Here is a 22,681-nt window from a genome sequence, read left to right on the forward strand (position 1 = left end):
CTCATGATTGGTCACCGCAGTGGAACCGCCAGCAACGTATGTAACAGCTCATTATGCCGTACATGCTTTGTTACATAGCCCTGTTGTTCCAACCAGCTGCATAGCTCACCCAGCAGAGGGAAGTGACGCTCGCGCAAGGCACGCAGCAGTTCCTCGTGTCCTGTGGTTTCTGCCTGCCGAATATAGGAATCACGGTGAGCGGAATCGACAAACATCAGATCAGTTAGACCGATACGTCCGCGCGAGGTTAATACCCGCTGCATCTCTTGTAATGCCAATAGTTGCTGATCTGGACTCAGATGATGGAAAGCAAAGCTGGATACAACAAAATCGAAGGAATGATCGGCAAAAGGCAGCGCCAGAAAATTACCAAGTTTCACATGCATCTCAGGATATTTGGTACGACATCTGCGTAGCATCTCCCGGGATTGGTCGATTGCAGTCATGTCTGCGCCGTGCTGTAGCAGTTTCCCAGCCAGATTACCTGTGCCTGTACCGATATCGAGTCCTTTCTCACCAAGGGCGGGAGAGATCAAATGAGTCGTCTGTTCGAGCGCTTCGTCATAGTTGTGATACAGATAAAAGGAAGACTGTACCGTATCATTGGAATCGCTCGGCGTGGAATGATCTGCATCCTGGTGTGGATGTGAAACTTCATTCTCATCGCTTATAGGCGAAGCGTTCGCCGAATGATGCCTGCCCTCTGAATTGGGATGTTCAGTACTGACTCTGCCTTCTGCCTGCACTCGCTGATCATGGATGGCTGCCTGCGTGTCATAATTCCACCGATCATGCCAGTTCTGCCGTGCTTCGCGCAGGCGGCGTGCACTGTCCGCGAGATCGTGCAGATGGCTGACATCCAGCGGTCCGTCCTGACGATTCAGGTCAATCATGCGCTGGGTTGTATCCATCATACGTTTCAGCTCAATCCACTGGGCATACATGACGGCCTGTTGCAGCTCCAGATATTCTTCCAGCCGCTGCTGATTCCCTTGATCAATCTCTCCTAGCGCATGTGTAATATCCTGTAGGGACATGCCAATCTCACGCAGCGCAGCAATGGTCTGAAGCCGCCAGATATCATTCTCAGTGTATGTGCGATAACCGTTACTGGACTGTTTGGCGGGTAGAATCAATCCTTTTTCCTCATAAAAGCGAATGGCTCTCGCCGATATACCAAGCCTGCTTGCTGCCTCTTTGATATTCATCATGCATCCCCTCCTTATCGAATCAGTATAAACCATGACGTTACGGCAAGGTTAAGCGTTTATTTCATTTTGCGAAAAGGTTCAATACCGAGTGGAATTTTAGTCAAAGCTGAGGCTATGCTACAATATATAGAACAAAGAAATGTAATCAGTGAAGCGAACGAACAATGTATTCTAAGTTTCTTAACTATCTTAACTTACTTAATTCTTCTGACGTTGTAACCGTACAGCGTTGTCGACTATAGCACGAAAGGTTGAATCATTATGCTTACCAGCCATACATTTACGATTCGTCCATCCGAAATCAAGGATGCAACCCAGCTAATGGAGTTGGACACCCTGGTATGGGACCAATACACCTCTCCTGCACCGATGCATTGGCGCTCCAGACAACAATATCTGCAGCATTGTCCGCCAGGCAGTCAATTGATTGCGGTGCAGGGAGAGCGGGTATGTGGTTATGTGGGCTTTCAGCCAGCCACAGGTATGCCTGTTAACCGTCATGTCTACGAGATTCATATTGCAGTTCACCCTCATGATCGGCGTTGTGGCATTGCCACAGCGTTGATGAATGCCATCAAGCAGCATGCGGCCCAACAAGGCATTCGCAAGCTCAGGCTGCGCGTACTTTCCAGCAATCCGGGAGCCATCACGTTTTATACACAGTGTGGATTTGTGACGGAAGGCAGGTTGGTGTCCGAGTTTTATATCGGAGGCAAGTATGTGGACGATATTCTTATGGGTTATTTTATCCAGACCAAATAGAAACGTAGCTGAGGAGGAGGAACAACGATGGACATGGGACTTCAAGGTAAAAAAGCTCTGGTGCTGGCTTCCAGTCGAGGGCTAGGCAAAGCGGTAGCCGCTCAATTGGCAGCAGAAGGTGCTGACGTCATGCTCGCCAGCCGGAGCGAAGAAAAGCTCGCAGCAGTGAAGCAGGAGCTTCTGGCGCTTGGTGGTGGTGGACGTGTGGAATATTGTGCAACCGATGTGACACGCAAGGAAGATATTGAGGCTCTGATTCACAAGACAGCAGAGCTGTTTGGGCAGATTGATATTCTGGTGAACAATTCGGGTGGCCCACCATCGGGTTCATTTGAGTCACTGACGGATGAGGATTGGGAACGTGCATTTGAATTAAATGTACTCAGTTACGTAAGGCTGATTCGCGGTGCGCTTCCTTATATGAAAGAAAGCGGAGGACACATTGTGAATATCGCTTCAACTTCAGTGAAACAGCCCATTCCGGGTCTGGTTCTGTCCAATACGTTCCGTACCGGCGTTTTCGGATTGGCGAAGACTTTATCCCAGGAGCTGGCTCCATACGGAATTTTGATCAACACGGTGGCGCCAGGACGTATTGCAACAGACCGCATTCGTGAGCTGGATGCAGCACGGGCAGAGCAGAACGGAGTCAGTGAGGACGAAGTCTCTGAACAGTTCCGCAAGGAGATTCCTCTCGGTCGTTATGGTCAACCGGAGGAGTTTGCCAAAGCGGTGGTGTTCCTGTTATCCGGGGCCAATACGTACATTACCGGAACGTCATTGATCGTGGATGGGGGCATGGTCCGAGCCCTCTAAAAGTCATTGATACAATAAATAAATACCCTCTGTCACCACATGTCGTGGAGATAGAGGGTATTCATGTTGATCCGATATGTTGGGAGAGATCACTCCCGATTCATTATGTAAGCGAATTAGCGCAAAAGTTCCCATTCATGCTGAAGCATGCCGTACACCGCATGGTTCACGTAACCTTTAGGCAGTTTCTCTGCCTGACGAATGACACCCTCGAGAACAAATCCGAGTCTTTCAGGGATAGCACGACTCCGTTTGTTATTTGTTGCCGAGCGAATCTCGACGCGATTCAGATCGAGTGTGACCAGAGCATAATCAACCAGAACGCGACAAGCGCTTGTCATCAAGCCTTGACCCTCAAAGCCTTTTCCAAGCCAGTATCCGATGCTTACCGAGCGGTTGGTCCAGTTAATCTCGTGGAATCCGATGACGCCGGCTAGATTCCCTTTTGACCATACCCCAGCGGTGAAACCGCCATTTTCGGCACCTTGTTTTAACGCGTTAGTAATAAAGTTCGAGGTATGTTCCACTTCTGTCACATGATCCACCCACGGCAACCAATGTCTCAATTGATCCCGCGAGCGATCCGTCAGTTCAAACAGCGGTTTGGTATGTTCCATGGCCAGTGGCCGGAGTTCGGTATATTCATCCAATGAATAGGTAAACATGAATGCAACCTTCTTTCTTTGTATAGTGTTGTTCAAAAAAGTCCACTTATGATTACGAATTATGCCTAGCGGCATTATTAGCATCGAATATGAAAACCGGATTTTTTGAACACGTATTTGTAGTGGATTAACGTGAGGTCTTGGGCAACTTTTGCTCCAGTGCAAACAGGTCTTCTTCCATTGAGGCCATGCGTTGATTGACCGTTGTTCGTGCGTCACGGAGTGCCTGATTATATATGTAGGGAGCCAGCTGTGTCATGAACAGGTCGAGGACACCCCAAGCGGCCAGATCACCCAGTTCTTCGCCACGTTCCTCTTCGAAATACGACTGGATGGTGCGAATGGCTTCATCCTGCTGTTCTTTGGTCAGTTTAAGCGAGTTCGGTGGAATGGGAAACCCTCCCTTTAATTTGTTTTTACTATCATGCTACATGATTCGAGCGAACCCGTCAAAATGGTTTAGGGCCTATTTATGCACGGCTAATCCTGACTTTGGTGCCGTTCTTTATTGAACTCCTCCCCCGTTAAAGGTATATTTAAATGAAACGCGTACGAAACTTTCCAAGAAAATAGTCTTTTTCAGGAAATGACTTCGTTATTAAGGAATTATAGCCGGAATTGCTGCAATTCCCTAAGGCTCCAATCCATTCATGAAAGGTTTGATACCTGTGGACAATCGTACAACCCCACCTAACTTTATCAAAAATATTATTACCGAAGATCTCCGGTCTGGGAAAGTCCAGGAAGTTATTACCCGTTTTCCTCCGGAACCGAACGGTTATCTGCATATCGGCCATGCCAAGGCGATCTGGATTAACTTTACGCTGGGCGGCGAATTTGGTGGCAAAACGAATCTGCGCTTTGATGACACGAATCCGGTCAAGGAAGATGTAGAGTACGTTCAATCGATTCAGGAAGACGTGAAATGGCTCGGATACGAGTGGAACGAGAAACGTTTTGCCTCGGATTATTTTGACGAGATGTACAACCGTGCTGTCTTGTTGATTAAAAAAGGTAAAGCTTACATCGACGACCAAAGCGCCGACGAAATCCGTGAAATGCGCGGAACGCTGACGGAGCCGGGTAAGAACAGCCCGTACCGTGATCGTTCGGTGGAAGAGAATCTCGACCTGTTCACACGTATGCGTGCAGGTGAATTCAAGAACGGAGAGAAAGTGCTGCGTGCCAAGATCGATATGTCTGCACCGAATATCAATCTGCGCGATCCGGTTATTTACCGGATTTCACATGCACACCATCATAACACGGGCGACAAATGGTGTATCTATCCAATGTACGCCTTTGCTCACCCGCTTGAAGATGCAATTGAAGGTGTAACGCATTCCCTCTGCTCCTTGGAGTTCGAGGATCAACGTCCATTCTACGATTGGGTTATTGCCGAGTGTGAGATGGAGAACCAACCACGTCAATACGAATTTGGTCGGCTGAATCTGTCCCAGATGGTAACAAGCAAGCGGAAGCTGAAACTGCTCGTAGATGAAGGACATGTGGATGGATGGGATGATCCACGCATGCCAACGATTTCGGGTCTGCGCCGCCGGGGTTATACACCGGAAGCTATTCGTGATTTTGTATATGAGACAGGCATTTCCAAAAACTATGGAGTTATCGACCTGCAAACGCTGGAGCACTTTGTACGTGAAGACTTGAAACTGAAAGCTCCACGCACGATGGCTGTCCTGCATCCGCTCAAAGTGGTTATTACCAACTACCCTGAAGGGCAAGTGGAATGGCTTGAAGCAGAGAACAATGTGGAGAACCCAGAGATGGGTAGTCGCCAAATTCCGTTCTCCCGTGAGATTTATATTGAACAAGACGATTTCATGGAGAATCCGCCGAACAAATATTTCCGTTTGTTCCCTGGCAACGAAGTTCGTCTGAAACATGCATACTTCATCAAATGTAACGATGTGATCAAAGATGCAGAAGGTAATGTAACCGAGATTCATTGTACCTATGATGTGGAGACGAAGAGCGGCAGTGGATTCACTGGCCGTAAAGTCAAAGGAACAATCCACTGGGTAGAAGCGACTCAAGCGGTACCTGCTGAATTCCGTCTGTACGAGCCGTTGATCCTGGATGAAGCACCGGAAGCAGAGGTGGAAGTGGCAGTAGCTGGGGCTGAAGCTGAGGTTGTGGAAGAGCAACCGGAGAAAACGTTCCTGGATCAATTGAACCCGAACTCCCTTGAGATTGTTAATGGGTATGTGGAACAAGAGATGAAAGAAGCGAATGCTCAGGATAAATTCCAATTCTTCCGTCACGGTTACTTTAGTGTAGATCCGAAACATTCCGAACCAGGACGTCCGGTATTTAACCGGGTCGTATCCCTGAAAAGCTCGTTCCAACTGCCGAAGGCATAAGGAAGTGAGAAGGAGGAATCCGATTATATTTTAAGATGCCTAGTATTCATTAAACCGCACAGGCTACAAGAGTTTTTTTACCTTGAGCATTTGGCTAAGTTTTTAGTGTAATCTCTTACAATTTGGTGACCAGTGGCTCTAAAATATGATGTAATAAGTATATGAAATACTGATGAGGAAAGTTTCTTATACAGTAATTTGAGATGTATATTTTTAGTATGTACCCTATAAGATGGTTACTTTGAAAAAAACCATCTTATAGGGTATTTTGCTTATGATAATAAAAGGATATTGGAGCGGAAGTGCTCTGACTAAAAGTTTACTGACTAAGAAAGAACAAGAGCAACTGAGACAAGATTCAAATGGAAATGGTAATCTGCCATGAGAAATTTTGAAGAAGCGGGCTTAGATTTTGAATGTATTGATTTGGAGCGTATCCGTTCTTGCGAAAACGTTGGGTTGCCTCATATTGTGGAAGCCGGCGTTAGAGGGCTTTCAGGATCAAGCGAAACAAAGGTGAATGGACACTGGAGGAGAAGATTAAAGGATTAGAAGCAAAGAACCAACTGTTACGAGCGGAAAACGAACTGTTAAAAACTCTATCTACTAGAAAGGTAGATGTTGAAAATGAAATAATCAGTGCAACAAAACTGAAATTTAAGGATTTTCATCACATGAATAAAATGTAAAACATGAAGCGTATTCGCCGGATCATGATGAAATTCGAGATCATCTGTCCCATTCCGCAAGCTAATCCAGTACGTGTAATCAAAAGCAACGAAAGAGCATCGTACATGTCCAAGCAAATTACATAAGCAAATTTTAAGCCAGCCCAAGCTGGAGCGGTGTTATTAACTGATATTACATATCTAACATACAAGCGAGGTAAACGCACGTATTTATCGACCATTAATGACACAGAGACGAAACTATAACTATCTTTAGTCAGAGAAATTACTGCAAAAAATGTTGATAATAAAAATGATTACTGTCGTTCTCTCCCCATTTAATTAGGGAGAGAACTTTTTTTAGATATGCTTCATGCATTTTCAGGTCGTATATTCTTCTAAATTGCTAAACTACTTCTTTGTCCGAGCCCGAATAATCTTCAAAACTCCTTCAGTTTTTGCTTTATGATTCCGTAAGATAATCTAGTATCTTTCTTAAAACCAATATTCTTTGCCTCTAAAACGAAATAAAAAAGGGAAAATATGATAAAAATGTGATATTGTTATTTACAAAATGAAATATATTGGTATAATAATCATCATGAGGTGTTAAACGTATAAAAAATTACTATTTTGTAAAAAAAAGATAATATTTATAGAGGTGGATTAAATGGTGTACATATTTGATGTCATATTTTCTTTCATTTTATTAACGGCTCTTTATATGAAGGCGATTGACTATCAAGATTCAAGATATGAAGTTTTTTCTTATGGCTTTATATCATATAAATACACTGGAGGACTTCTAATTCTTGTTCTAATTGTTGAAGCTGTTTTGGCAATGTGTTTTATATTTGGGAAGTATGCAATACAAGCATCTTTATTCACAGCTTTGCTTTTTATCTTTTTTGTATTCGCTCAACTGTATAAGAAGCATAATAAAGCAAATAACAAATGTAGTTGTTTTGGTAAAGTGGCGTGGTTAAATAAAATGCCTATAACCAGAAATTTGATTCTTATTTGTTTTTTGATGCTTAGAGTTCCTATGGCAGAAAGAAGTGTGGACATTAGGTCATCGTTGATAGAATTACTCTTGATCATTGTCATAATTATGTTGCTGGATTTTGTACAGACTTTCGTTAACTCTAGTGAAAGAAACTTGATATTATGATGCTTATCTATTTTCTTTCATGCTTACTTGTTTTGATGGGTTTAATTAGAAAAAGAGTAAGCAGAATGCTGAATACTGAAAGAAAACAAGTGTTTCTACGTTTAAAACAAGATGGGTACATTGATTTTGATACGAACTTCCCGATAATCTTTTTGTCATTGGAAACGGATTCATTTGAGGAGATTTCAAAGGTATTAAGTGAAGGTGAGATTCCCTTAATTGTAATTCTTAATTCTCCTTTATGGTATGTAAGGATGAAGGAGAAACAATGGAGCAACCATATTGTAATCCCATATGCTGATTTAAAAGGTTGGCTAAAAGATGTTAAAAGCAATTTTGTTTTTTTTGAAAAAAAAGAAAAAGTAACCAAAATAAATAATGTTTTATCTTTTTTAGATGCTATTAAAATCATAGAAAGGAGGTGATATTCATGGCATGTCCTGGTGGAAGCACGGTCATTGATACTACATACGGCACTCCGTTTTGCGCAAATAACGGCTGGTGCACTTGGTATCCGTGGGATAGCTCAAGTTCGAGAGTACAGCACGTGTACGATGTTTGCAAAAACAACAGTACAGGTGCAATATCTCACGAATACGCTAATACCAAAAACCTTGATCAATGTTGCTAGTCGTTGAATTATTTTAATACTTAGTGTAACGATGTATAGGTTGATAGGGATTTCTTTTACCTATTCAGCCTATACATTATGTCTTAGAAGGGAGAAACGATTATGGATGATGAACATAAAGACAAGCCACATATGAGGTTTCTCAAAAATAGTTTCATAAGTCAATTGGACATTGGACGTTACGTCCCGCAACCGATTGAAATTGAAAAGAGATGTTTTGATGATACAGTTTGGTCAAGTGAAGAATATAATGGTTCAGTAATTTTGATAACAAGTTTTTCATGTAACGTTTGTAATGCTGAGGTGGCTCGTGATCTTGCTGGTATCTTTCCTAATTTTCAATTTGTTCTTTTTACGGATGGAACCACGGAACAAGTTGAACAATTAAGAGAAAGACTTAGCGGAATAAAAGTAGTACATGCCAATGTCTTTATGGTGATTCGTCAGTTGGCGGTGCCTGGAGTACCTTTTGCTATTGCTGTAAATTCAGAAGGGCAGATCGTTTCAGGAAAAGCTTTCGATTCTATTGAAACTGTGAAGCTGGCAATACGCCCATTGCTTGAGGTTTATTATGATGAAGCTTTATAAATCTGGATGCACCTTTCTGTTAACAGTCAAAGAAGTGATAATGACTATTTACCGATATAACAGATGGATAGTTATTATGGGGATATTATTTAGCCTTTATTTTTCTGTTGTGTCACTAACCATGGTACATACCTCTAAATGGTTAATAAATAGTTTGAATAGTGCAGATTTTAAAAGTTGTATTCAAATTTTTCTGTTAGTTACTTTTCTTAATTTGATTAAAAACATAATGAACGACTATCAACAACTTAAAAATGAGGAATTCTCCTTTCAAATTTCAATATTTAATCAGAAACGTCTAATCAAAGGTTTGGATGAGTATGAATTATATGAAAAAGAACATTCAGATTTCCAAAGTAAACAAAATATTGCTACTAGAGGAATAACAATGTATTTCGGATACTTTCGTCTTTCCATTCAATTGATCGAGAGTCTCCTTATTTCGGTGAGTTCTTTGTTTTTTTTAGTTAACTATTCCATTTATCTTGGGTTGTCTGTAATTTTAATATCACTTTTTAAGTTGATTATAATCAGTAAAATTATTAATAAAAAGGTTGATTTAAATAGGGAGTTGCAACAGCATCAACGTGAGCCGGATTATTTTTATAATTTACTTATAGATGTGCCGGTACAAAAAGAATTGAAATCTTATGGTATCACTGATTATTTCCTTGAGAAATGGAATCAAGCTAATAACAAAATGTATAGTATAAGAAAGAAATTACTTGTAATGCAATTGAAAAATAATGTTAGTCAAAATTTATTTTCACAATTAAGTTTAGCTGCTGTCATAGTTATGATTATTATCTTAGTGAGTAAACAAAGTCTAACCGTGGGCGACTATTTTGCTCTGACATTAGCCTTGAATCTCGCTGAAAGCAATATTACATCATTAGTTCGAAATATTACACAAGGAGCTGAGGATACGTACTATATTGACGATTTTAATAAATTTGTCCGTCCGAGAAGAAAGAGTGAAAATGGAACGACCTATCCTTATCAATTTAGAGATGGCATTGATATTAAAAATCTTTATTTTAAATATCCTAACTCGACAAAAAATGTATTAAACGATATTAGCTTTCGTATAGAGAAAGGACAAAAGTTGGTTATATTAGGGGAAAACGGATCTGGGAAAACAACATTGTTAAAATTGATTGGTGGTTTATATTCCGCTCCTGAGAATACAATTTTTTATGACGGCACAAGCCAGCATCTCCTAGACAAAAGCTCTTTGTTTAAGGGAATAACTACAGTATTTCAAGATTTTACTAAATATATGATTACAGTAAAAGAGAATGTTATTTTAGGTAATAACAGTGATCATTTAAATGATGAACTTATGCTGGAAGCTTTTAATATAGCCTCTTTTAAGGATTACAGAAATTTGCCAAATGGTATAGACACTCGTTTAGGTTATTTGACATCAGATTCGGTCAATTTATCGGGGGGACAGTGGCAAAAGTTAGCTCTTGCTAGGGCTCTATATAAGGGAGCTGATCTATTATTATTAGATGAACCAACAGCAGCTATAGATGCCGAGAGCGAAGTTCTTTACCTTGAAAATCTTTTCAAAGAGGTCAATAAAACGGTTGTTGTTATTACCCATCGCATTAATATTGCTTGTCTAGCTGATTATATTATATTCATGAAAGATGGAAATATTGTAGAGGCAGGATCTCACGAACTACTTCTGTCAAATGAAAACGGAATATATAAAAGACTTTGGGATAGACAGTCCAGTCCATTTCAATTAGAAGGAAGAGAGGTTGCATATGGATAAGCTTCCCGATATAGAACTTCTAAATCAAGATGGTCATTCAATAAAGACGATAGAGGCCTGGAGTGGAAAAGAACTTTTAATTGTTTTTCTATCTCTATACTGTAAGCGCTGCATTGAGTTGTTACCTGATTTAGAGAAAGTAAAGCAACATGGGTTACTACTAATAGTAGTTACGAATGGTGAAGTTGAGGAAAATCGTGACATTTCAGATCACTTTGGATGGGATATCCCTTTAATTTCTTTAAATAATAATGATATGGGAGAGTATTTCAATGTTTTTGAGACACCAACAATACAAATTTACAGTAAAGAAGGAAGTTTGCTTAGTAAAGGAATTATAAACTATGCTGATGACATCACATTTTATGTAGACAGTATTGGCTCTAAAACTACATTAGGTGAGGTGCGTGAATGAGAGGGAATCTTATATGCTGTAAGAACTTAGATTTTAACAAAGACAGGTTATGTCACACACTCGGAGAAGTTATTAATCGAATTGAAATCTCTACTAGACCTAAGGTATTAGAAATATATGTACTTATTAAGTTATCAGGAATAGAAATAGATAAAAGTTATGAGGTGGAGGTGCAATTCAGGAATGAGGATAGAACAGTTGTTGGGTATACCGACAAGTTTATACTTTATAACAGAAGAGGAAATAAACAAGTGCCAGGAGTAGATTCCAGTATAAAAATGAAGGTTGTTATAACAAATACTGGTAATTTCACCATGGATTTGATGATCGACGGAGAAGATATAGATTCTTATCCCATATATATATTTGATCAAGGGGATAGCTGATGAAATTGAAAATATATTTTAAGCTGCTGTCTACATCGTTAATTAGAAACAAAACGGTTACCAGTATACTCACTTTACAAATGGCTATCTCTTTGATACTTGTCAGTATCATTGTTTCATTTTTAAATGCAGGATATCATACAATTAAGGATCAAGTGAATAGAAGTGTTGGGAATTCTGAAATTTTGCTTGGCATGCCAATTTCATTTGGGAAATTGGTGAAATATGAAGACGAATGGAGAAGTAAAGGCGAATTGGTCAGGTTTTCATATATTGTTTCTACAGATGATCTAATCAAATCAGAGCTAGATGAGGTTGTCCTACCAATTTTCGCTGTTAATAGAGACTATCCTTATTTCTTTGGGTTTCCCTCTGATGGGCTTAAAGAAGGAGAAGTGGTGTTAACAGTGAATGCTGCAAAACGAATTTTTCCAAGTGTAGCTTCTAAGGATATTTATAATCAAAAGATTGAGATCCTAGGAAAAGAATATTTTGTGAAAGCAATAGAACAGAAGAGCCTTGTGGATAGAGTGTATATACCATTAGCTGATTTTCGCAAGGCTTACGAAGACTTGGGAGATGTTGTTGTTGGTTCGTTATCGGTAGATCAAACTTCATCAAAAGTAATTCTTAAAGATCTAGAGTCATTCAAACCGAAGATAATGTCTCAAAGCTCTCAATCCAAATATCAAAGTTTTATTAGTTTTCTTGTGTTGGCCAGCATAATAACTATATTCTTGATATTTTATTCGATTATTAATTTTGTCCAGTTGTTCAGCTATAAAGTCAATAAAGAAAAAGACAAGTGGGATATATTGTTTCTTCATGGTGCTACTCGTAAAGATTTAAAATCCTATTTATATATTGAAACAGGGATTGTGACTATTGTTGCATTAATAATCTCAGCTATCGGTGTCGTAACAATTGTGAAATTTCTAAATGTAGATGGAATTACATTTTTATTCAATTATACAATTTTATCTGTGATCGTGGTAATTTTGCTTATTATGGTCTTATTTAGCGTAGAGATGACTCTTCGCAAGTTAAGAAGAAACTTATTGAAGTGAGGTATAGCATGCTTGATCTATGGAAAGTTGCTGTAAGTATGCTTCGGAGCAATCGAAGGATGATTTGGTTAATACGTATTCAATTTTTTTTCATGTTTCTCTTAACATTAATTTTATGCAGTGTCCTATTTGAAAATCAATCGCAAAAAAAAGTATTAAATGAAGAAATAGGAAGAGGAAGCTGGGTGATCAGTCCTACTATTAAAAATAGTAAAACCTCTAATATCCAATGGACAGAAGAACAGATTAATTGGTTGAAAGAGGAATATGCTGACCAAGTAGGACTAATTTATCTTTCCAAACATCAGGAAGCATTAAATCAAATATATGTTAATGATGTCATTCATAAATTTCTTGTACAAGATGGAAAAAATCCATCAACTGAACTCCTAGGGTATCTTTTGAATGAATCTGTAGAGTCTGGTACAAAAATTATTGAGATGGATACCTTAAATAACTTATCTGGAAGTCCATTAGTTTTTTTAATTGGTGTTGAGGAAGCGCAAATTCAAATCAAAACTTTAAGCAATGAGTTGAGTGAATTAAACTCCGGCTATTACTACGATATAAGACAGGTAATCAAGTATAAAGAGCAAAAAACTGAGATTAATCTAATATATACCAAGTCCTTACTCTTTTTTACAACAATATCACTTCTGCTAATTTTGACTTGTATCATTAGCTTTATTTTACTACAAAATCAGTATCAAGTGGCAAGGGTGAATTTGTTCAGGCATTTTGGTGCTACGAAAAGAGACATATTAAAAATATTTATTCTGATTAATGTGTATCTTACAGGACCATCTTATATCTTAGCTGTAATTCTCTCTATGCTTGTTGGATGGTTTTTATTCAATGCAATGGCATGGGTAATCTCATTTTTTATAAGTATTGGCCTATTGATTGTGATCTTAATATTTATGACACTTCCATCGGTGACGATTAATGCTAAAACTATTTGATTGGAGTATTCTAAATGAGTCTATTGGAATTACATGATATCAATAAAACGTATATTGGGCGTAAAGTTGATTCTGTCGTATTTCGTTCCATAAATTTAACAATTGAAGAGGGGGAGTATATCGGTATTTATGGAAGATCCGGCTCTGGTAAGAGTACATTACTGAATATGATTGGCCTTGTTGACTTACCAACATCAGGTGAAATCACCTTAGAAGGAAAGAAACTCCGCTCATTGGACGATGAACAATACGCGTTTATCCGTAATAAATATGTAGGATATATATTCCAGGACTTTAAATTGGTCGAAGATATGACAGTTTATGAAAACATAGAAGTGCCACTACTTTTTTCCAAAGAAAAGCTACCCACTACTGAGAGGAATGTGCGCATAACTAATTTATTGAAAGATTTAGGTCTTGAGGGCAAGGGAAATGCTTTTCCTGAAGAGCTGTCGGGCGGGCAAAAGCAGCGAGTTGCAATCGCTAGGGCTCTTGTTAACAAGCCTAAGTTACTGATCGCAGATGAACCAACGGGAAATTTGGATAGTGCTTCCTCTGAGGATGTTATGAGGATGATAACTCGTATTCAGAAAGAGAACAGGATGACAGTCATTATAGCCACACATGATAACTATATCAAAGAATTTGTTAATCGTATCATTCATGTTGAAGATAACAATCTTAGGGAAGGATAGTTTTTAATCATAAATGAATAAAATCTTGGTGCAATCAGGCTAGGATGGCTTTCAGAATGTGATGGGTCGCAAAAGTTTGGAAGTTGAGATTGTCTAGGTATTCAATTTTATTGCAGCATTAAGAACCTTTCTCGTTGGCACACTTTCAGGAGCCTAACAAGAAAGGTTCTTTTGTCATTGATAGTATCATGATTGAATTTCGATACCCTTCAAGGGTTTAGGTTGATATTCTGGGTGCGAAAGTTACAAGATAAACACTAGTCTTAGCCCTCATCTATACTACCCATCTCTGTCAATACAACTGGCTGATAGCCGTTACGTCGATTCGATAACCACATGATGCTAAATCCAACAGCGCCGATGAGCGAGAAGAATACGCCGATGCTATACATGATTTCTGCACCGAAGCTCTGGAACAACCAGCCGCCGAACAGACCGGCAATGACGCCGGAGAGACCGCCCCAGGCCATTGTGTAGACCGCTTGACCGGAGGAACGGTAAGGTCTTGGAATGAACAGCATGGTCAGTTGCGTACCCACATAGAAGTACCCACCAAACGTAATGGAGTGCATCAACTGAATGAATACAATCTCCAGTGGGTTGTTAGCCAGTGCCATGAGTTGCCAGCGAAGTGCAAACAGCACACTGATCAGAATGAGAGATGCCAGGAGCATGCTCATTTTGCGTTTGAGTAAGCGATCGAGCAACAGGAATACGCCGACTTCGAGAATGGATGAGGTGAAGATGGCCCAGCCGACCATCTGTTTGTCGCCACCCATTTCTACTATGTATAGTGACATAAACGTACTGTTCATGGCATTAGGCACCGATACGAGTACACCCAGGCCGATAAATGCCATAAAATACGGATTGAACATGACTTTGCCAAACCGCCGAAAAGTAACCACCGGTGTATCCGAAGCGATCGGCTGTCTGGGTAGAAATACGGATAATACAAAGGCGGTGGCAATCATGCACGCAAATATAATGGATACACTGCCGATGCCAAAACGGTCAATGAGCGGTCCGGCTGCGACGGCAGTCAGCGCCCAACCGAGTGAACCCCAGAGCCGGAATGACCCAAATTTTTGGGTTGTACCATCGATATATCCGAGAATCAGACTGTTCGTTTGAGCAAATAATGGGCTTTGAAAAAAATAAAAGAAAATCATGGCTACATAGATCCACGTATACGTGGGCGCATAGAATACACCTTGGGCGAGCACAAATGTGCCTCCCATCATAATCATCAGAATGATGCGAATGTTGCGAGATTTATCGCTCCAGAAACCCCAGAACGGGTTGGCAAACAAGGATACAAAGGGTCCAATCGCCATCAGACTGCCAATCTCCAGTTTGGTCATACCAATCTCTTGCAGGTAAAGCTGCAGGAATCCGGCGAAGATGGAGATGGCTCCATATATGAAAAAGTTATATAGTTTCAGAGAAACCAATGAGGGATTGCCTCTTGAAGGTGCAGGTCTGTCCAATTAAGCCATTCCTTTCAAATGCATATTGTTCAATGTATCATTTGTTGAAAGGGGATTCAATGCATAGCGAACGTTTTGAAATTGATGTAGTCAAACACATATCGTTTCCAGGAGGGAGGATAACAACATGAACACGCGTGAATGGACAGGCATCATATTGGCAGGAGGATTATCCAGTCGCATGGGGACCAACAAGGCCATGCTGGAACTGAATGGTTCCGTTGTACTGCAACATGTCACAAATGCCATGAGACCCGCTGTATCCCGTATCATCGTGGCTGCCGGACCCAATGTGACAACCTACAGTACAATGGGCTACGACTGCGTTCAGGATCACTATCCGGGGAAGGGGCCACTCGCCGGTCTTCACGCGGCACTGGAGGCTTCCGGTACGGAATGGAATCTAGTCTGCGCCTGCGATATGCCGCTCCTGCAAACGTCTTTTTTTGATGGGATAAAAAAGCTGGCCGAGTCGCATGACTCTTATTCTGCTATCGTTCCACGCGTGGATGGACATGTCCACCCTCTTGCAGGGGCTTACCACAAACGAGTGCTCCCTGATCTGGAGCAGCGTCTGATACAGGATCATCTTCGAGTCATGCGATGGCTTGAAGAGATCGGTTGCTGTTATGTCGAAGCGGAAGAGCTTGAAAGAGCGGGCGTTCATCAAGTAGCGATGCAAATGAGTAATATGAACACGCCGGAAGAGTACGAACGTATCCGTAATCAAGATTCTGGACTCGATTCCGATCTGTAGGATACAGGATCACCTGATGCATCTGCATGATGATTGCGATATTGAAGCGGGCTTTGGCCTGTCCAACGTTTGAATTGTCTGCTGAAATGGGACAGATGGGTGTAACCGAGCTTCCACGCAATTTCCCCGAGCGACAGCTCTGGCTGTTCGATCAGCACTTTGGCCTCCTGCAACTTCAAGCTGGACAGGTAAGCCCTGGGCGATCGTCCATACACCTTGCGAAAGACCTGTAGACCATATCCCGGGCTGATGCCAAACGAGGATATAATCTGCTCTACTTTGACCGTGGATACGCTGCTTTCCTTGGTTCGAAGCTGGGCATGGAATGCCTGCTTGATTGCCTCCGCTATAGCTCCCGCATAATGCATGGCTGTTGGAGCTGGTGCATGTGAAGCAGCAACGGAAGTGGTGGCCTCCGGCTCATTGTCAGCGGCTTGGGACAACAGGGCGAACAGTTCAAACATGCGTGCCTGCATGATCATTTTGTCAGTGGACGTGTAGGCTTCAGATACGTTAATCATCCCCATCCAACTCTCCAGCACAACGCGCATCTTCCTATTATCTGCCGTACCTGCTGCGTAGATTCGGCTGTGCTGTGACATCAGCTTCAGGGTGAAGACCGGATCATCCACATTAAAGTGAGCGCTAAAATAAGTCATGCCTTCCGTGGATACACATTGATTTGTATGTTTGAACCCGGGAGGAATGAGAAGAATGGAACCTTCCTCCACGGTATAGGTATAACCATGAATCACACTCTCCTGCGTACCTTCGATGATCAACATAATTTCAAAGCCCGGATGTGATTCCTCAGGCATCGCCCATCCATAGGGTACTTGTTGGCTATGAGCACCATAGAATTTGATGTTACAGTCGATAATAGGCAGCCAGTGGGCCAGCGTATGGTGAGGCATTTCTCGGAGCTGTGATCGGATATCCATAACATTCACCTCGGAAAAGGGTAAAAACAACTTGCCTTATACAATCGGCACCCGTAGTATACTTCATTATAATCAGTTTAACGTGAGCATGGTTAATCCATTTAACACATCAGCGTTTGAAGTGGTTGCTGAACAATCCAAGTTCTTCAACCGACATTAATGTAAACGCTACCATTATGGATTGGAATATGTCAACTCTTGCACACGTCAAGATCATTATATTTTCCACCTAAAAAGGAGATTAAATCATGGACAAATTATTATATGGCGTAGCTTACTATGATGAATATATGCCCTACGAAAGATTGGACAAGGACATTCAGATGATGAAGGATGCAGGGATCAACGTGGTCCGTATTGCAGAATCAACCTGGAGTACCCATGAACCGCAGAATGGCGTATTTGACTTCTCTTCCGTAGACCGTGTGCTCAATGCCATGCATGAGGCAGGGATTCAGGTTATCGTTGGCACACCAACGTATGCTGTTCCAACATGGATGGTCAAAGAACATCCGGACGTGCTGGCTACCACCTCACAGGGACCTGGCAAATATGGCGCAAGACAGATCATGGATATTACACATCCAACCTATCTATTCTATGCCGAGCGGATCATCCGCAAGCTGATCTCTCGGGTAAGTACACATCCAGCGGTAATCGGTTATCAGACAGATAACGAGACGAAGCATTACAATACGGCCGGAGATAATGTACAACTGCAATTCGTCAAATATATGCGGAACAAATTCAGCTCCCTGGATGAGCTCAACAAGGAATTTGGCCTCGACTACTGGAGCAATCGGATCAATAGCTGGGAGGACTTCCCGTCTGTTGTAGGAACGATCAACGGCAGTCTGGGTGCTGAATTTGCCAAGTTCCAGCGACAGTTGGTAACCAACTTTTTGGCTTGGCAAGTGGGGATCGTGAATGAATACAAACAGGAAGGACAGTTTGTTACCCAGAACTTTGACTTCGATTGGCGTGGATATTCCTACGGCATTCAAGGGGATGTGGACCATTTTGCCGCATCGAAACCTTTTGACATCACCAGTGTGGACATCTACCATCCTTCCCAGGATGATCTGACCGGCATTGAGATTTCATTCGGAGGGGATGTGGCGCGTTCGACCAAACAATCGAATTATCTGGTACTGGAGACCGAAGCGCAGGCGTTCTGGCATTGGGTTCCGTATCCGGGACAGCTGCGTTTGCAGGCATTCAGTCATCTGGCTTCAGGGGCGAACATGGTCGCTTACTGGCACTGGCATTCGTTGCACAATTCCTTTGAGACGTATTGGAAAGGATTGCTCAGTCATGATTTCGAACCGAATCCGGTGTACAACGAAGCGAAGACCATTGGTAGGGATTTTGCAAGACTGAGTCCTAAGCTTGTGAATCTGAAGAAAAAGAATCGGGTGGCCGTGCTGTTCAGCAATGAGGCCCTGACTTCCATCAAGTGGTTTGGGTTTAACTTCACCAGTGACAAGAACTACAATGACGTGGTGCGCTGGATGTACGATGAATTGTACAAGATGAACATTGGCTGTGACCTGATCGATCCATCGGTTGAGAGTTATGCGGAATATGATGTGCTCGTTGTACCTGCTCTGTATGCTGCTTCGGATGCATTGCTGGAAAAATTGAATCAATTCGTACAGGATGGCGGACATATCGTCTATTCGTTCAAAAGCGGATTCACAAATGAGCATATCAAGGTACGCTCTACCCGCCAGCCCGGCCTGATTAGTGAGGCATGCGGGATCAGTTATAACCTTTTTGTAGAGCCAAAACATGTCTCCCTGCGGGATGATCCATTTGGAGTTGGTGAAGAACAGAACAAGATTCATACCTGGATGGAGTTAATTACGCCGACAACGGCTGAAGTACTCGCTTGGTATGATCATCCACATTGGGGTGAATATGCGGCAATTACCCAGAATGCCTATGGAAAAGGCAAAGCAACCTATGTCGGCTGTTACACCAGTTCTGCGGTGATCCGTAAGGTGTTGGAACGTGTCATGAAGGAAGCGGGCGTATGGGGAGCGGATCAGGAACTTGCTTTTCCTATCATTGTGAAGACAGGTGTGAACGATCAAGGAAACACAATTCGCTACTATTTCAATTACGCGGATGAGGCAACATCCTTTGTGAATGCTTATGGAGAAGGGACTGAACTTCTGGCAGGAACTCCGATTGCTGAAGGAGAGAAGATCGAACTCGAGCCATGGGGCATACGGATTATCGAACAATAATAGGAAATAATAAATATAGGTATATAAGTTGAATTTAACATTTCCAAACGAATATAAAGACCAAAGCGCCCTCAGCTTCCATGCTGGGGCGTTTGTCTATTTTAGCTCAGGAGTGGATGCGCTGTGTTTACCGAATGTTATCGGAAGCTGATCGATCCTTTCAAACGCAGCATTCGCAATAAATTGATTCTTACCATGACGCTGCTGGCCGTTCTGCCCGTCGTTGCCATGACCGCTATGGCTGCTGAGAATACCCGCTCTTCCATGGAAGAGGAGATTATGGAGACCAACCGGGCGAACATGAACTGGGCCTCCATCTATCTGGGTGAACAGTTCGCCCGTATGAATAATATTATCTATTCCATTCAGATCAGTGACGAATTGCATCAATATCTGGCGTTGAACCAGGAAGCGCCGGCAGCCAGCCGATTCGATGAACAGAAGGCCATGTTCAATATGCTGAACAGTGTATACTATTCTGCTGGCAATTATGTATTTGGCGTTGAACTGTACCTGAAGGAATTGGACACCTTGTTCACCTTCAACTCGATGGATTCTCGCATCAAAGCGGTATCGGAAATACCGGAAGGATATCATGAGCTTTTTGCACAACATAAAGATTTTACGATTATCAATGATCCGGACGATCCGCAAAAGTTTCACATGACCCGCAGCATGAACCGCTTCGAGGATCAGGCACAGATCGGGGCCATCAGTCTGGAGGTCAAGTGGGCTGAGTTCAACCAGACCCTGGAGCTGCTGGATAGCCGAGGTGACTATGCGGTATACATTGCTGACAGCACGGGGAGTCCGGTCTATCAGCCAAACCAAGAGATTCAGCCGTCTGCGGAAGCACTGGAGAAATTGGCAGGTACCAAAGAAAGTTCGGGCTTCATCCAGACAGCCAAAGAATATGTATTCTTTCACTCCATCGAGCCGTCAGGACTGCGTGTGATCAAGATTGTACCTGCCCATGTCGTTAACGAAAGTGCCTTGGAAACGATGAAATACGGATTGGTTGTAGGTGGCCTGGCAACCGTCATTTCTGTGGGAATAGCTGCGCTCGTGGCCTGGCGTACATCAAAGCCCATTGTCAGACTGGCAAATTCCATGAAGGGTATCCAGCTGATCAAGGACAGGGAAGTGGTACGAAGTGGCCGGGTAGATGAGATTGGTCTGCTGGAGAAAAATCTGCACGGCATGGCTAATCGTATTCGGGAACATATTCGCGACAACTACCTGATGAATCTGGAGAAGCAGACGGCCGAGCTCAAAGCACTGCAATCTCAGATCCATCCGCATTTCCTGCAAAATACGTTGCAGATGATTGGGGGCATGGTCTACTCGCAAAAACCGGCAGACAGTTACAAAGTCATTCGAGCCTTGAGCGAGATGTTTCGTTATATTGTACGAGCGCCGGATGGACTTGTCCCTCTACAGGCTGAACTCGATCAGTTGGAGCATTATATGCTGATTCAGAAGCAACGTTTTGCCGGCAGGCTTGAATATACACTGGAGATTACCGGAGAACTTCGGGCGTGTTATATTCCCAAGTTGTCTTTGCAACCCATTGTGGAGAATGCATTTTTGCATGGTCTGGAGAAGAAACAGGGCGAGTGGAAGCTGGGTATTGAGGTCGTCTGTGAACCTACAGATGTAACCATTCGAATTTGTGATAACGGCGTGGGTATGGATGCTGAGAAACTAACGGAGATGCAGTTCAGACTGGAGCGGCTTACCCGGCAGGCTGATCGGGTGTGGAGTTCAGGTACAAGTATTGGACTGGTCAATGCGGCCTCACGAATGGTAATGCATTTTGGACCTGAATATGGGATGAGCATAGAAAGTGAATACGGACAGGGGACAAGCGTTACGGTACGAATCCCCTGCAATACAGGAGGCGAAGCCTTGTGAACAAGGAACTGTACAGAGTGCTGCTAGTGGACGATGAACCGTGGAACCGGGATATTTTGCGCAACCTGGGAGATTGGAATGAACTCGGCATGACCGTTGCAGGTGAGGCAGAGGATGGTGAGCAGGCCATACAACTGGTCAAGCAGCATCAGCCTCACATTATCATTACGGACATGCGCATGCCCGGTACAGACGGTGTGGAACTGTTACAGACGCTGAGCGGACAGTACCCACAGATCAAGGTGATCGTGGTGAGCGGATATGATGACTTCAATTATGCAAAACATGCGATCCGCCATCGGGCTGCAGATTATCTGCTCAAACCGGTGAATCCGGATGAACTGAATGGTGTGTTGGCCAAATGTGCACGAGAATTGGTGAAGGCTGAATCAGCGCCTGAATCATGGGAGTCGTACCCATCTTCGTTCGCAGGTGAGTTCTCCCTGTTTCAACAGCAGGCCCGTCTGCGGTTTAATGACCTAAACGTTCAGAGTCTGCGTGAGTGGTTCCAGCAATTACAGCAGAAGCTGGAACGATGCGAGATTAACAGACCCCGGCAGCTTGGGCGGGTGGCTCATGAATTACAGGCTTTGCTGGATGAATTGTGCGTCTCCAATGGCTTGTACGAGCGGCCCGAAGCAACGGCGCTACCTCCTTCAACAGCGCTGGCTTCCATCGAATCCACGATCGCATGGATTTCGACTCCGTACTATCAGGCTTTGGAGCAGCTGATTGCGCAGCGTAAATTCAAGAACAAGCTGAACCTGAATGAGGTGAAGCAATACATTGAGCAGCACTGTATGGAGATGATTACGCTGGAGCAGCTCGCCCAGATCTTTTTTGTCAGCAAGGAATATCTCAGTAAGGTATTCAAGAAAGAGTATGAGGTGAATGTGACCGATTATGTTGTCCAGTTACGTATGACGAGAGCGAAAGAATGGGTGATGGATGAACAGATTCCGTTCAAGCATATTGCCGAGATGGCGGGTTATGAAGACGTATCCTACTTCTATCGGGTATTCAAAAAGCATTTCGGAGTTTCTCCAGGGGAGATGCGGAAGGGACAACCTCGTATGTCAGGCAATTCAGGCAGTAGCACGGAATGAGTCGTTTGAGAGAGCAT

General features: G+C 42.6%; 20 protein-coding genes. 15 read left to right on the forward strand and 5 right to left on the reverse strand.

Annotation, left to right across the window (positions count from 1 at the left end; translation table 11 throughout):
- Positions 1-11 precede the first annotated feature (11 nt).
- On the reverse strand, positions 12-1,211 hold the full coding sequence (locus D829_RS0126110; RefSeq protein WP_017691868.1) for a methyltransferase domain-containing protein: 1,200 nt from the start codon (positions 1,209-1,211) through the stop codon (positions 12-14).
- Between the two features lie 261 nt (positions 1,212-1,472).
- Here D829_RS0126110 and D829_RS0126115 point away from each other — a divergent pair, with 261 nt between their 5' ends.
- Both D829_RS0126115 and D829_RS0126120 read left to right on the forward strand, forming a co-directional pair.
- The gene (locus D829_RS0126115) at positions 1,473-1,973 is read left to right on the forward strand and encodes a GNAT family N-acetyltransferase (RefSeq protein ID WP_017691869.1); all 501 of its coding nucleotides are present in this window, start codon (positions 1,473-1,475) and stop codon (positions 1,971-1,973) included.
- Between the two features lie 27 nt (positions 1,974-2,000).
- Positions 2,001-2,789: an SDR family oxidoreductase gene (locus tag D829_RS0126120; protein WP_017691870.1), complete on the forward strand. Its 789-nt coding sequence runs from the start codon at positions 2,001-2,003 to the stop codon at positions 2,787-2,789.
- A gap of 116 nt (positions 2,790-2,905) precedes the next feature.
- Here the strand turns inward: D829_RS0126120 and D829_RS0126125 are convergent, their stop codons facing one another.
- Positions 2,906-3,454 carry a GNAT family protein gene (locus tag D829_RS0126125; RefSeq protein ID WP_017691871.1) on the reverse strand — a complete coding sequence of 183 codons (549 nt, stop codon included), beginning with the start codon at positions 3,452-3,454 and terminating at the stop codon, positions 2,906-2,908.
- A gap of 127 nt (positions 3,455-3,581) precedes the next feature.
- Positions 3,582-3,845, reverse strand: a complete 264-nt coding sequence (locus tag D829_RS0126130) for a DUF2164 domain-containing protein (RefSeq protein ID WP_026081434.1) — start codon at positions 3,843-3,845, stop codon at positions 3,582-3,584.
- A gap of 277 nt (positions 3,846-4,122) precedes the next feature.
- Between D829_RS0126130 and D829_RS0126135 the strand changes: the two genes are divergently transcribed.
- The 9 genes from D829_RS0126135 (at position 4,123) to D829_RS0126180 (ending at position 14,204) form a co-directional block, all read left to right on the forward strand.
- The gene (locus D829_RS0126135) at positions 4,123-5,838 is read left to right on the forward strand and encodes a glutamine--tRNA ligase/YqeY domain fusion protein (RefSeq protein ID WP_026081435.1); all 1,716 of its coding nucleotides are present in this window, start codon (positions 4,123-4,125) and stop codon (positions 5,836-5,838) included.
- Between the two features lie 1,904 nt (positions 5,839-7,742).
- Positions 7,743-8,102, forward strand: coding sequence for a hypothetical protein (locus tag D829_RS0126145; RefSeq protein ID WP_017691875.1), 360 nt, complete (start codon positions 7,743-7,745; stop codon positions 8,100-8,102).
- 308 nt (positions 8,103-8,410) lie between these two features.
- The gene (locus D829_RS0126150; RefSeq protein WP_017691876.1) at positions 8,411-8,896 is read left to right on the forward strand and encodes a hypothetical protein; all 486 of its coding nucleotides are present in this window, start codon (positions 8,411-8,413) and stop codon (positions 8,894-8,896) included.
- Complete coding sequence (locus D829_RS0126155) at positions 8,880-10,679, forward strand: ABC transporter ATP-binding protein (RefSeq protein WP_081595098.1); 1,800 nt, start codon at positions 8,880-8,882, stop codon at positions 10,677-10,679. Before D829_RS0126150 ends, D829_RS0126155 begins: the two co-directional genes overlap by 17 nt.
- Positions 10,672-11,094: a redoxin domain-containing protein gene (locus tag D829_RS0126160; RefSeq protein ID WP_017691878.1), complete on the forward strand. Its 423-nt coding sequence runs from the start codon at positions 10,672-10,674 to the stop codon at positions 11,092-11,094. The genes D829_RS0126155 and D829_RS0126160 overlap by 8 nt, the downstream gene beginning before the upstream one ends.
- Positions 11,091-11,480, forward strand: a complete 390-nt coding sequence (locus tag D829_RS0126165) for a hypothetical protein (protein ID WP_017691879.1) — start codon at positions 11,091-11,093, stop codon at positions 11,478-11,480. Before D829_RS0126160 ends, D829_RS0126165 begins: the two co-directional genes overlap by 4 nt.
- The gene (locus D829_RS0126170; RefSeq protein WP_017691880.1) at positions 11,480-12,547 is read left to right on the forward strand and encodes an ABC transporter permease; all 1,068 of its coding nucleotides are present in this window, start codon (positions 11,480-11,482) and stop codon (positions 12,545-12,547) included. The genes D829_RS0126165 and D829_RS0126170 overlap by 1 nt, the downstream gene beginning before the upstream one ends.
- Before the next feature lie 59 nt (positions 12,548-12,606).
- The gene (locus D829_RS0126175) at positions 12,607-13,509 is read left to right on the forward strand and encodes an ABC transporter permease (RefSeq protein ID WP_127548975.1); all 903 of its coding nucleotides are present in this window, start codon (positions 12,607-12,609) and stop codon (positions 13,507-13,509) included.
- Positions 13,510-13,523: 14 nt separating this feature from the next.
- Positions 13,524-14,204, forward strand: a complete 681-nt coding sequence (locus tag D829_RS0126180; RefSeq protein WP_017691882.1) for an ABC transporter ATP-binding protein — start codon at positions 13,524-13,526, stop codon at positions 14,202-14,204.
- Between the two features lie 263 nt (positions 14,205-14,467).
- On the opposite strand, the gene D829_RS0126185 is transcribed toward D829_RS0126180, so the two are convergent.
- Positions 14,468-15,658 (reverse strand): MFS transporter, encoded by a 1,191-nt coding sequence (locus D829_RS0126185; RefSeq protein WP_017691883.1) that lies wholly within the window; start codon positions 15,656-15,658, stop codon positions 14,468-14,470.
- Between the two features lie 163 nt (positions 15,659-15,821).
- Here D829_RS0126185 and D829_RS31985 point away from each other — a divergent pair, with 163 nt between their 5' ends.
- Positions 15,822-16,451, forward strand: a complete 630-nt coding sequence (locus D829_RS31985) for a molybdenum cofactor guanylyltransferase (protein WP_017691884.1) — start codon at positions 15,822-15,824, stop codon at positions 16,449-16,451.
- Here D829_RS31985 and D829_RS0126195 read toward each other — a convergent pair.
- The gene (locus D829_RS0126195) at positions 16,421-17,392 is read right to left on the reverse strand and encodes an AraC family transcriptional regulator (RefSeq protein ID WP_017691885.1); all 972 of its coding nucleotides are present in this window, start codon (positions 17,390-17,392) and stop codon (positions 16,421-16,423) included. The genes D829_RS31985 and D829_RS0126195 overlap by 31 nt on opposite strands.
- A gap of 248 nt (positions 17,393-17,640) precedes the next feature.
- Here D829_RS0126195 and D829_RS0126200 point away from each other — a divergent pair, with 248 nt between their 5' ends.
- The 3 genes from D829_RS0126200 to D829_RS0126210 all read left to right on the forward strand — a co-directional run bounded on the left by D829_RS0126200 (position 17,641) and on the right by D829_RS0126210 (position 22,664).
- Positions 17,641-19,644, forward strand: a complete 2,004-nt coding sequence (locus D829_RS0126200) for a beta-galactosidase (RefSeq protein WP_017691886.1) — start codon at positions 17,641-17,643, stop codon at positions 19,642-19,644.
- Positions 19,645-19,767: 123 nt separating this feature from the next.
- On the forward strand, positions 19,768-21,558 hold the full coding sequence (locus tag D829_RS0126205) for a sensor histidine kinase (protein WP_017691887.1): 1,791 nt from the start codon (positions 19,768-19,770) through the stop codon (positions 21,556-21,558).
- Positions 21,555-22,664 carry a response regulator gene (locus D829_RS0126210; protein ID WP_017691888.1) on the forward strand — a complete coding sequence of 370 codons (1,110 nt, stop codon included), beginning with the start codon at positions 21,555-21,557 and terminating at the stop codon, positions 22,662-22,664. The genes D829_RS0126205 and D829_RS0126210 overlap by 4 nt, the downstream gene beginning before the upstream one ends.
- The last annotated feature ends 17 nt before the right edge of the window (positions 22,665-22,681 follow it).

Origin of the sequence: Paenibacillus sp. PAMC 26794 (assembly GCF_000316035.1) — a bacterium.
In the GTDB taxonomy this organism is placed as follows: Bacteria; Bacillota; Bacilli; order Paenibacillales; family Paenibacillaceae; genus Paenibacillus.

What these genes read in the sequence shown, in the direction of transcription:
- D829_RS0126110 (WP_017691868.1), bottom strand. Translation starts at nt 1,211, where the DNA reads ATGATGAATATCAAAGAGGCAGCAAGCAGGCTTGGTATATCGGCGAGA.
- D829_RS0126115 (WP_017691869.1), top strand. Translation starts at nt 1,473, where the DNA reads ATGCTTACCAGCCATACATTTACGATTCGTCCATCCGAAATCAAGGAT.
- D829_RS0126120 (WP_017691870.1), top strand. Translation starts at nt 2,001, where the DNA reads ATGGACATGGGACTTCAAGGTAAAAAAGCTCTGGTGCTGGCTTCCAGT.
- D829_RS0126125 (WP_017691871.1), bottom strand. Translation starts at nt 3,454, where the DNA reads ATGTTTACCTATTCATTGGATGAATATACCGAACTCCGGCCACTGGCC.
- D829_RS0126145 (WP_017691875.1), top strand. Translation starts at nt 7,743, where the DNA reads ATGCTGAATACTGAAAGAAAACAAGTGTTTCTACGTTTAAAACAAGAT.
- D829_RS0126150 (WP_017691876.1), top strand. Translation starts at nt 8,411, where the DNA reads ATGGATGATGAACATAAAGACAAGCCACATATGAGGTTTCTCAAAAAT.
- D829_RS0126155 (WP_081595098.1), top strand. Translation starts at nt 8,880, where the DNA reads ATGATGAAGCTTTATAAATCTGGATGCACCTTTCTGTTAACAGTCAAA.
- D829_RS0126160 (WP_017691878.1), top strand. Translation starts at nt 10,672, where the DNA reads ATGGATAAGCTTCCCGATATAGAACTTCTAAATCAAGATGGTCATTCA.
- D829_RS0126165 (WP_017691879.1), top strand. Translation starts at nt 11,091, where the DNA reads ATGAGAGGGAATCTTATATGCTGTAAGAACTTAGATTTTAACAAAGAC.
- D829_RS0126170 (WP_017691880.1), top strand. Translation starts at nt 11,480, where the DNA reads ATGAAATTGAAAATATATTTTAAGCTGCTGTCTACATCGTTAATTAGA.
- D829_RS0126175 (WP_127548975.1), top strand. Translation starts at nt 12,607, where the DNA reads ATGATTTGGTTAATACGTATTCAATTTTTTTTCATGTTTCTCTTAACA.
- D829_RS0126180 (WP_017691882.1), top strand. Translation starts at nt 13,524, where the DNA reads ATGAGTCTATTGGAATTACATGATATCAATAAAACGTATATTGGGCGT.
- D829_RS31985 (WP_017691884.1), top strand. Translation starts at nt 15,822, where the DNA reads ATGAACACGCGTGAATGGACAGGCATCATATTGGCAGGAGGATTATCC.
- D829_RS0126195 (WP_017691885.1), bottom strand. Translation starts at nt 17,392, where the DNA reads ATGGATATCCGATCACAGCTCCGAGAAATGCCTCACCATACGCTGGCC.
- D829_RS0126200 (WP_017691886.1), top strand. Translation starts at nt 17,641, where the DNA reads ATGGACAAATTATTATATGGCGTAGCTTACTATGATGAATATATGCCC.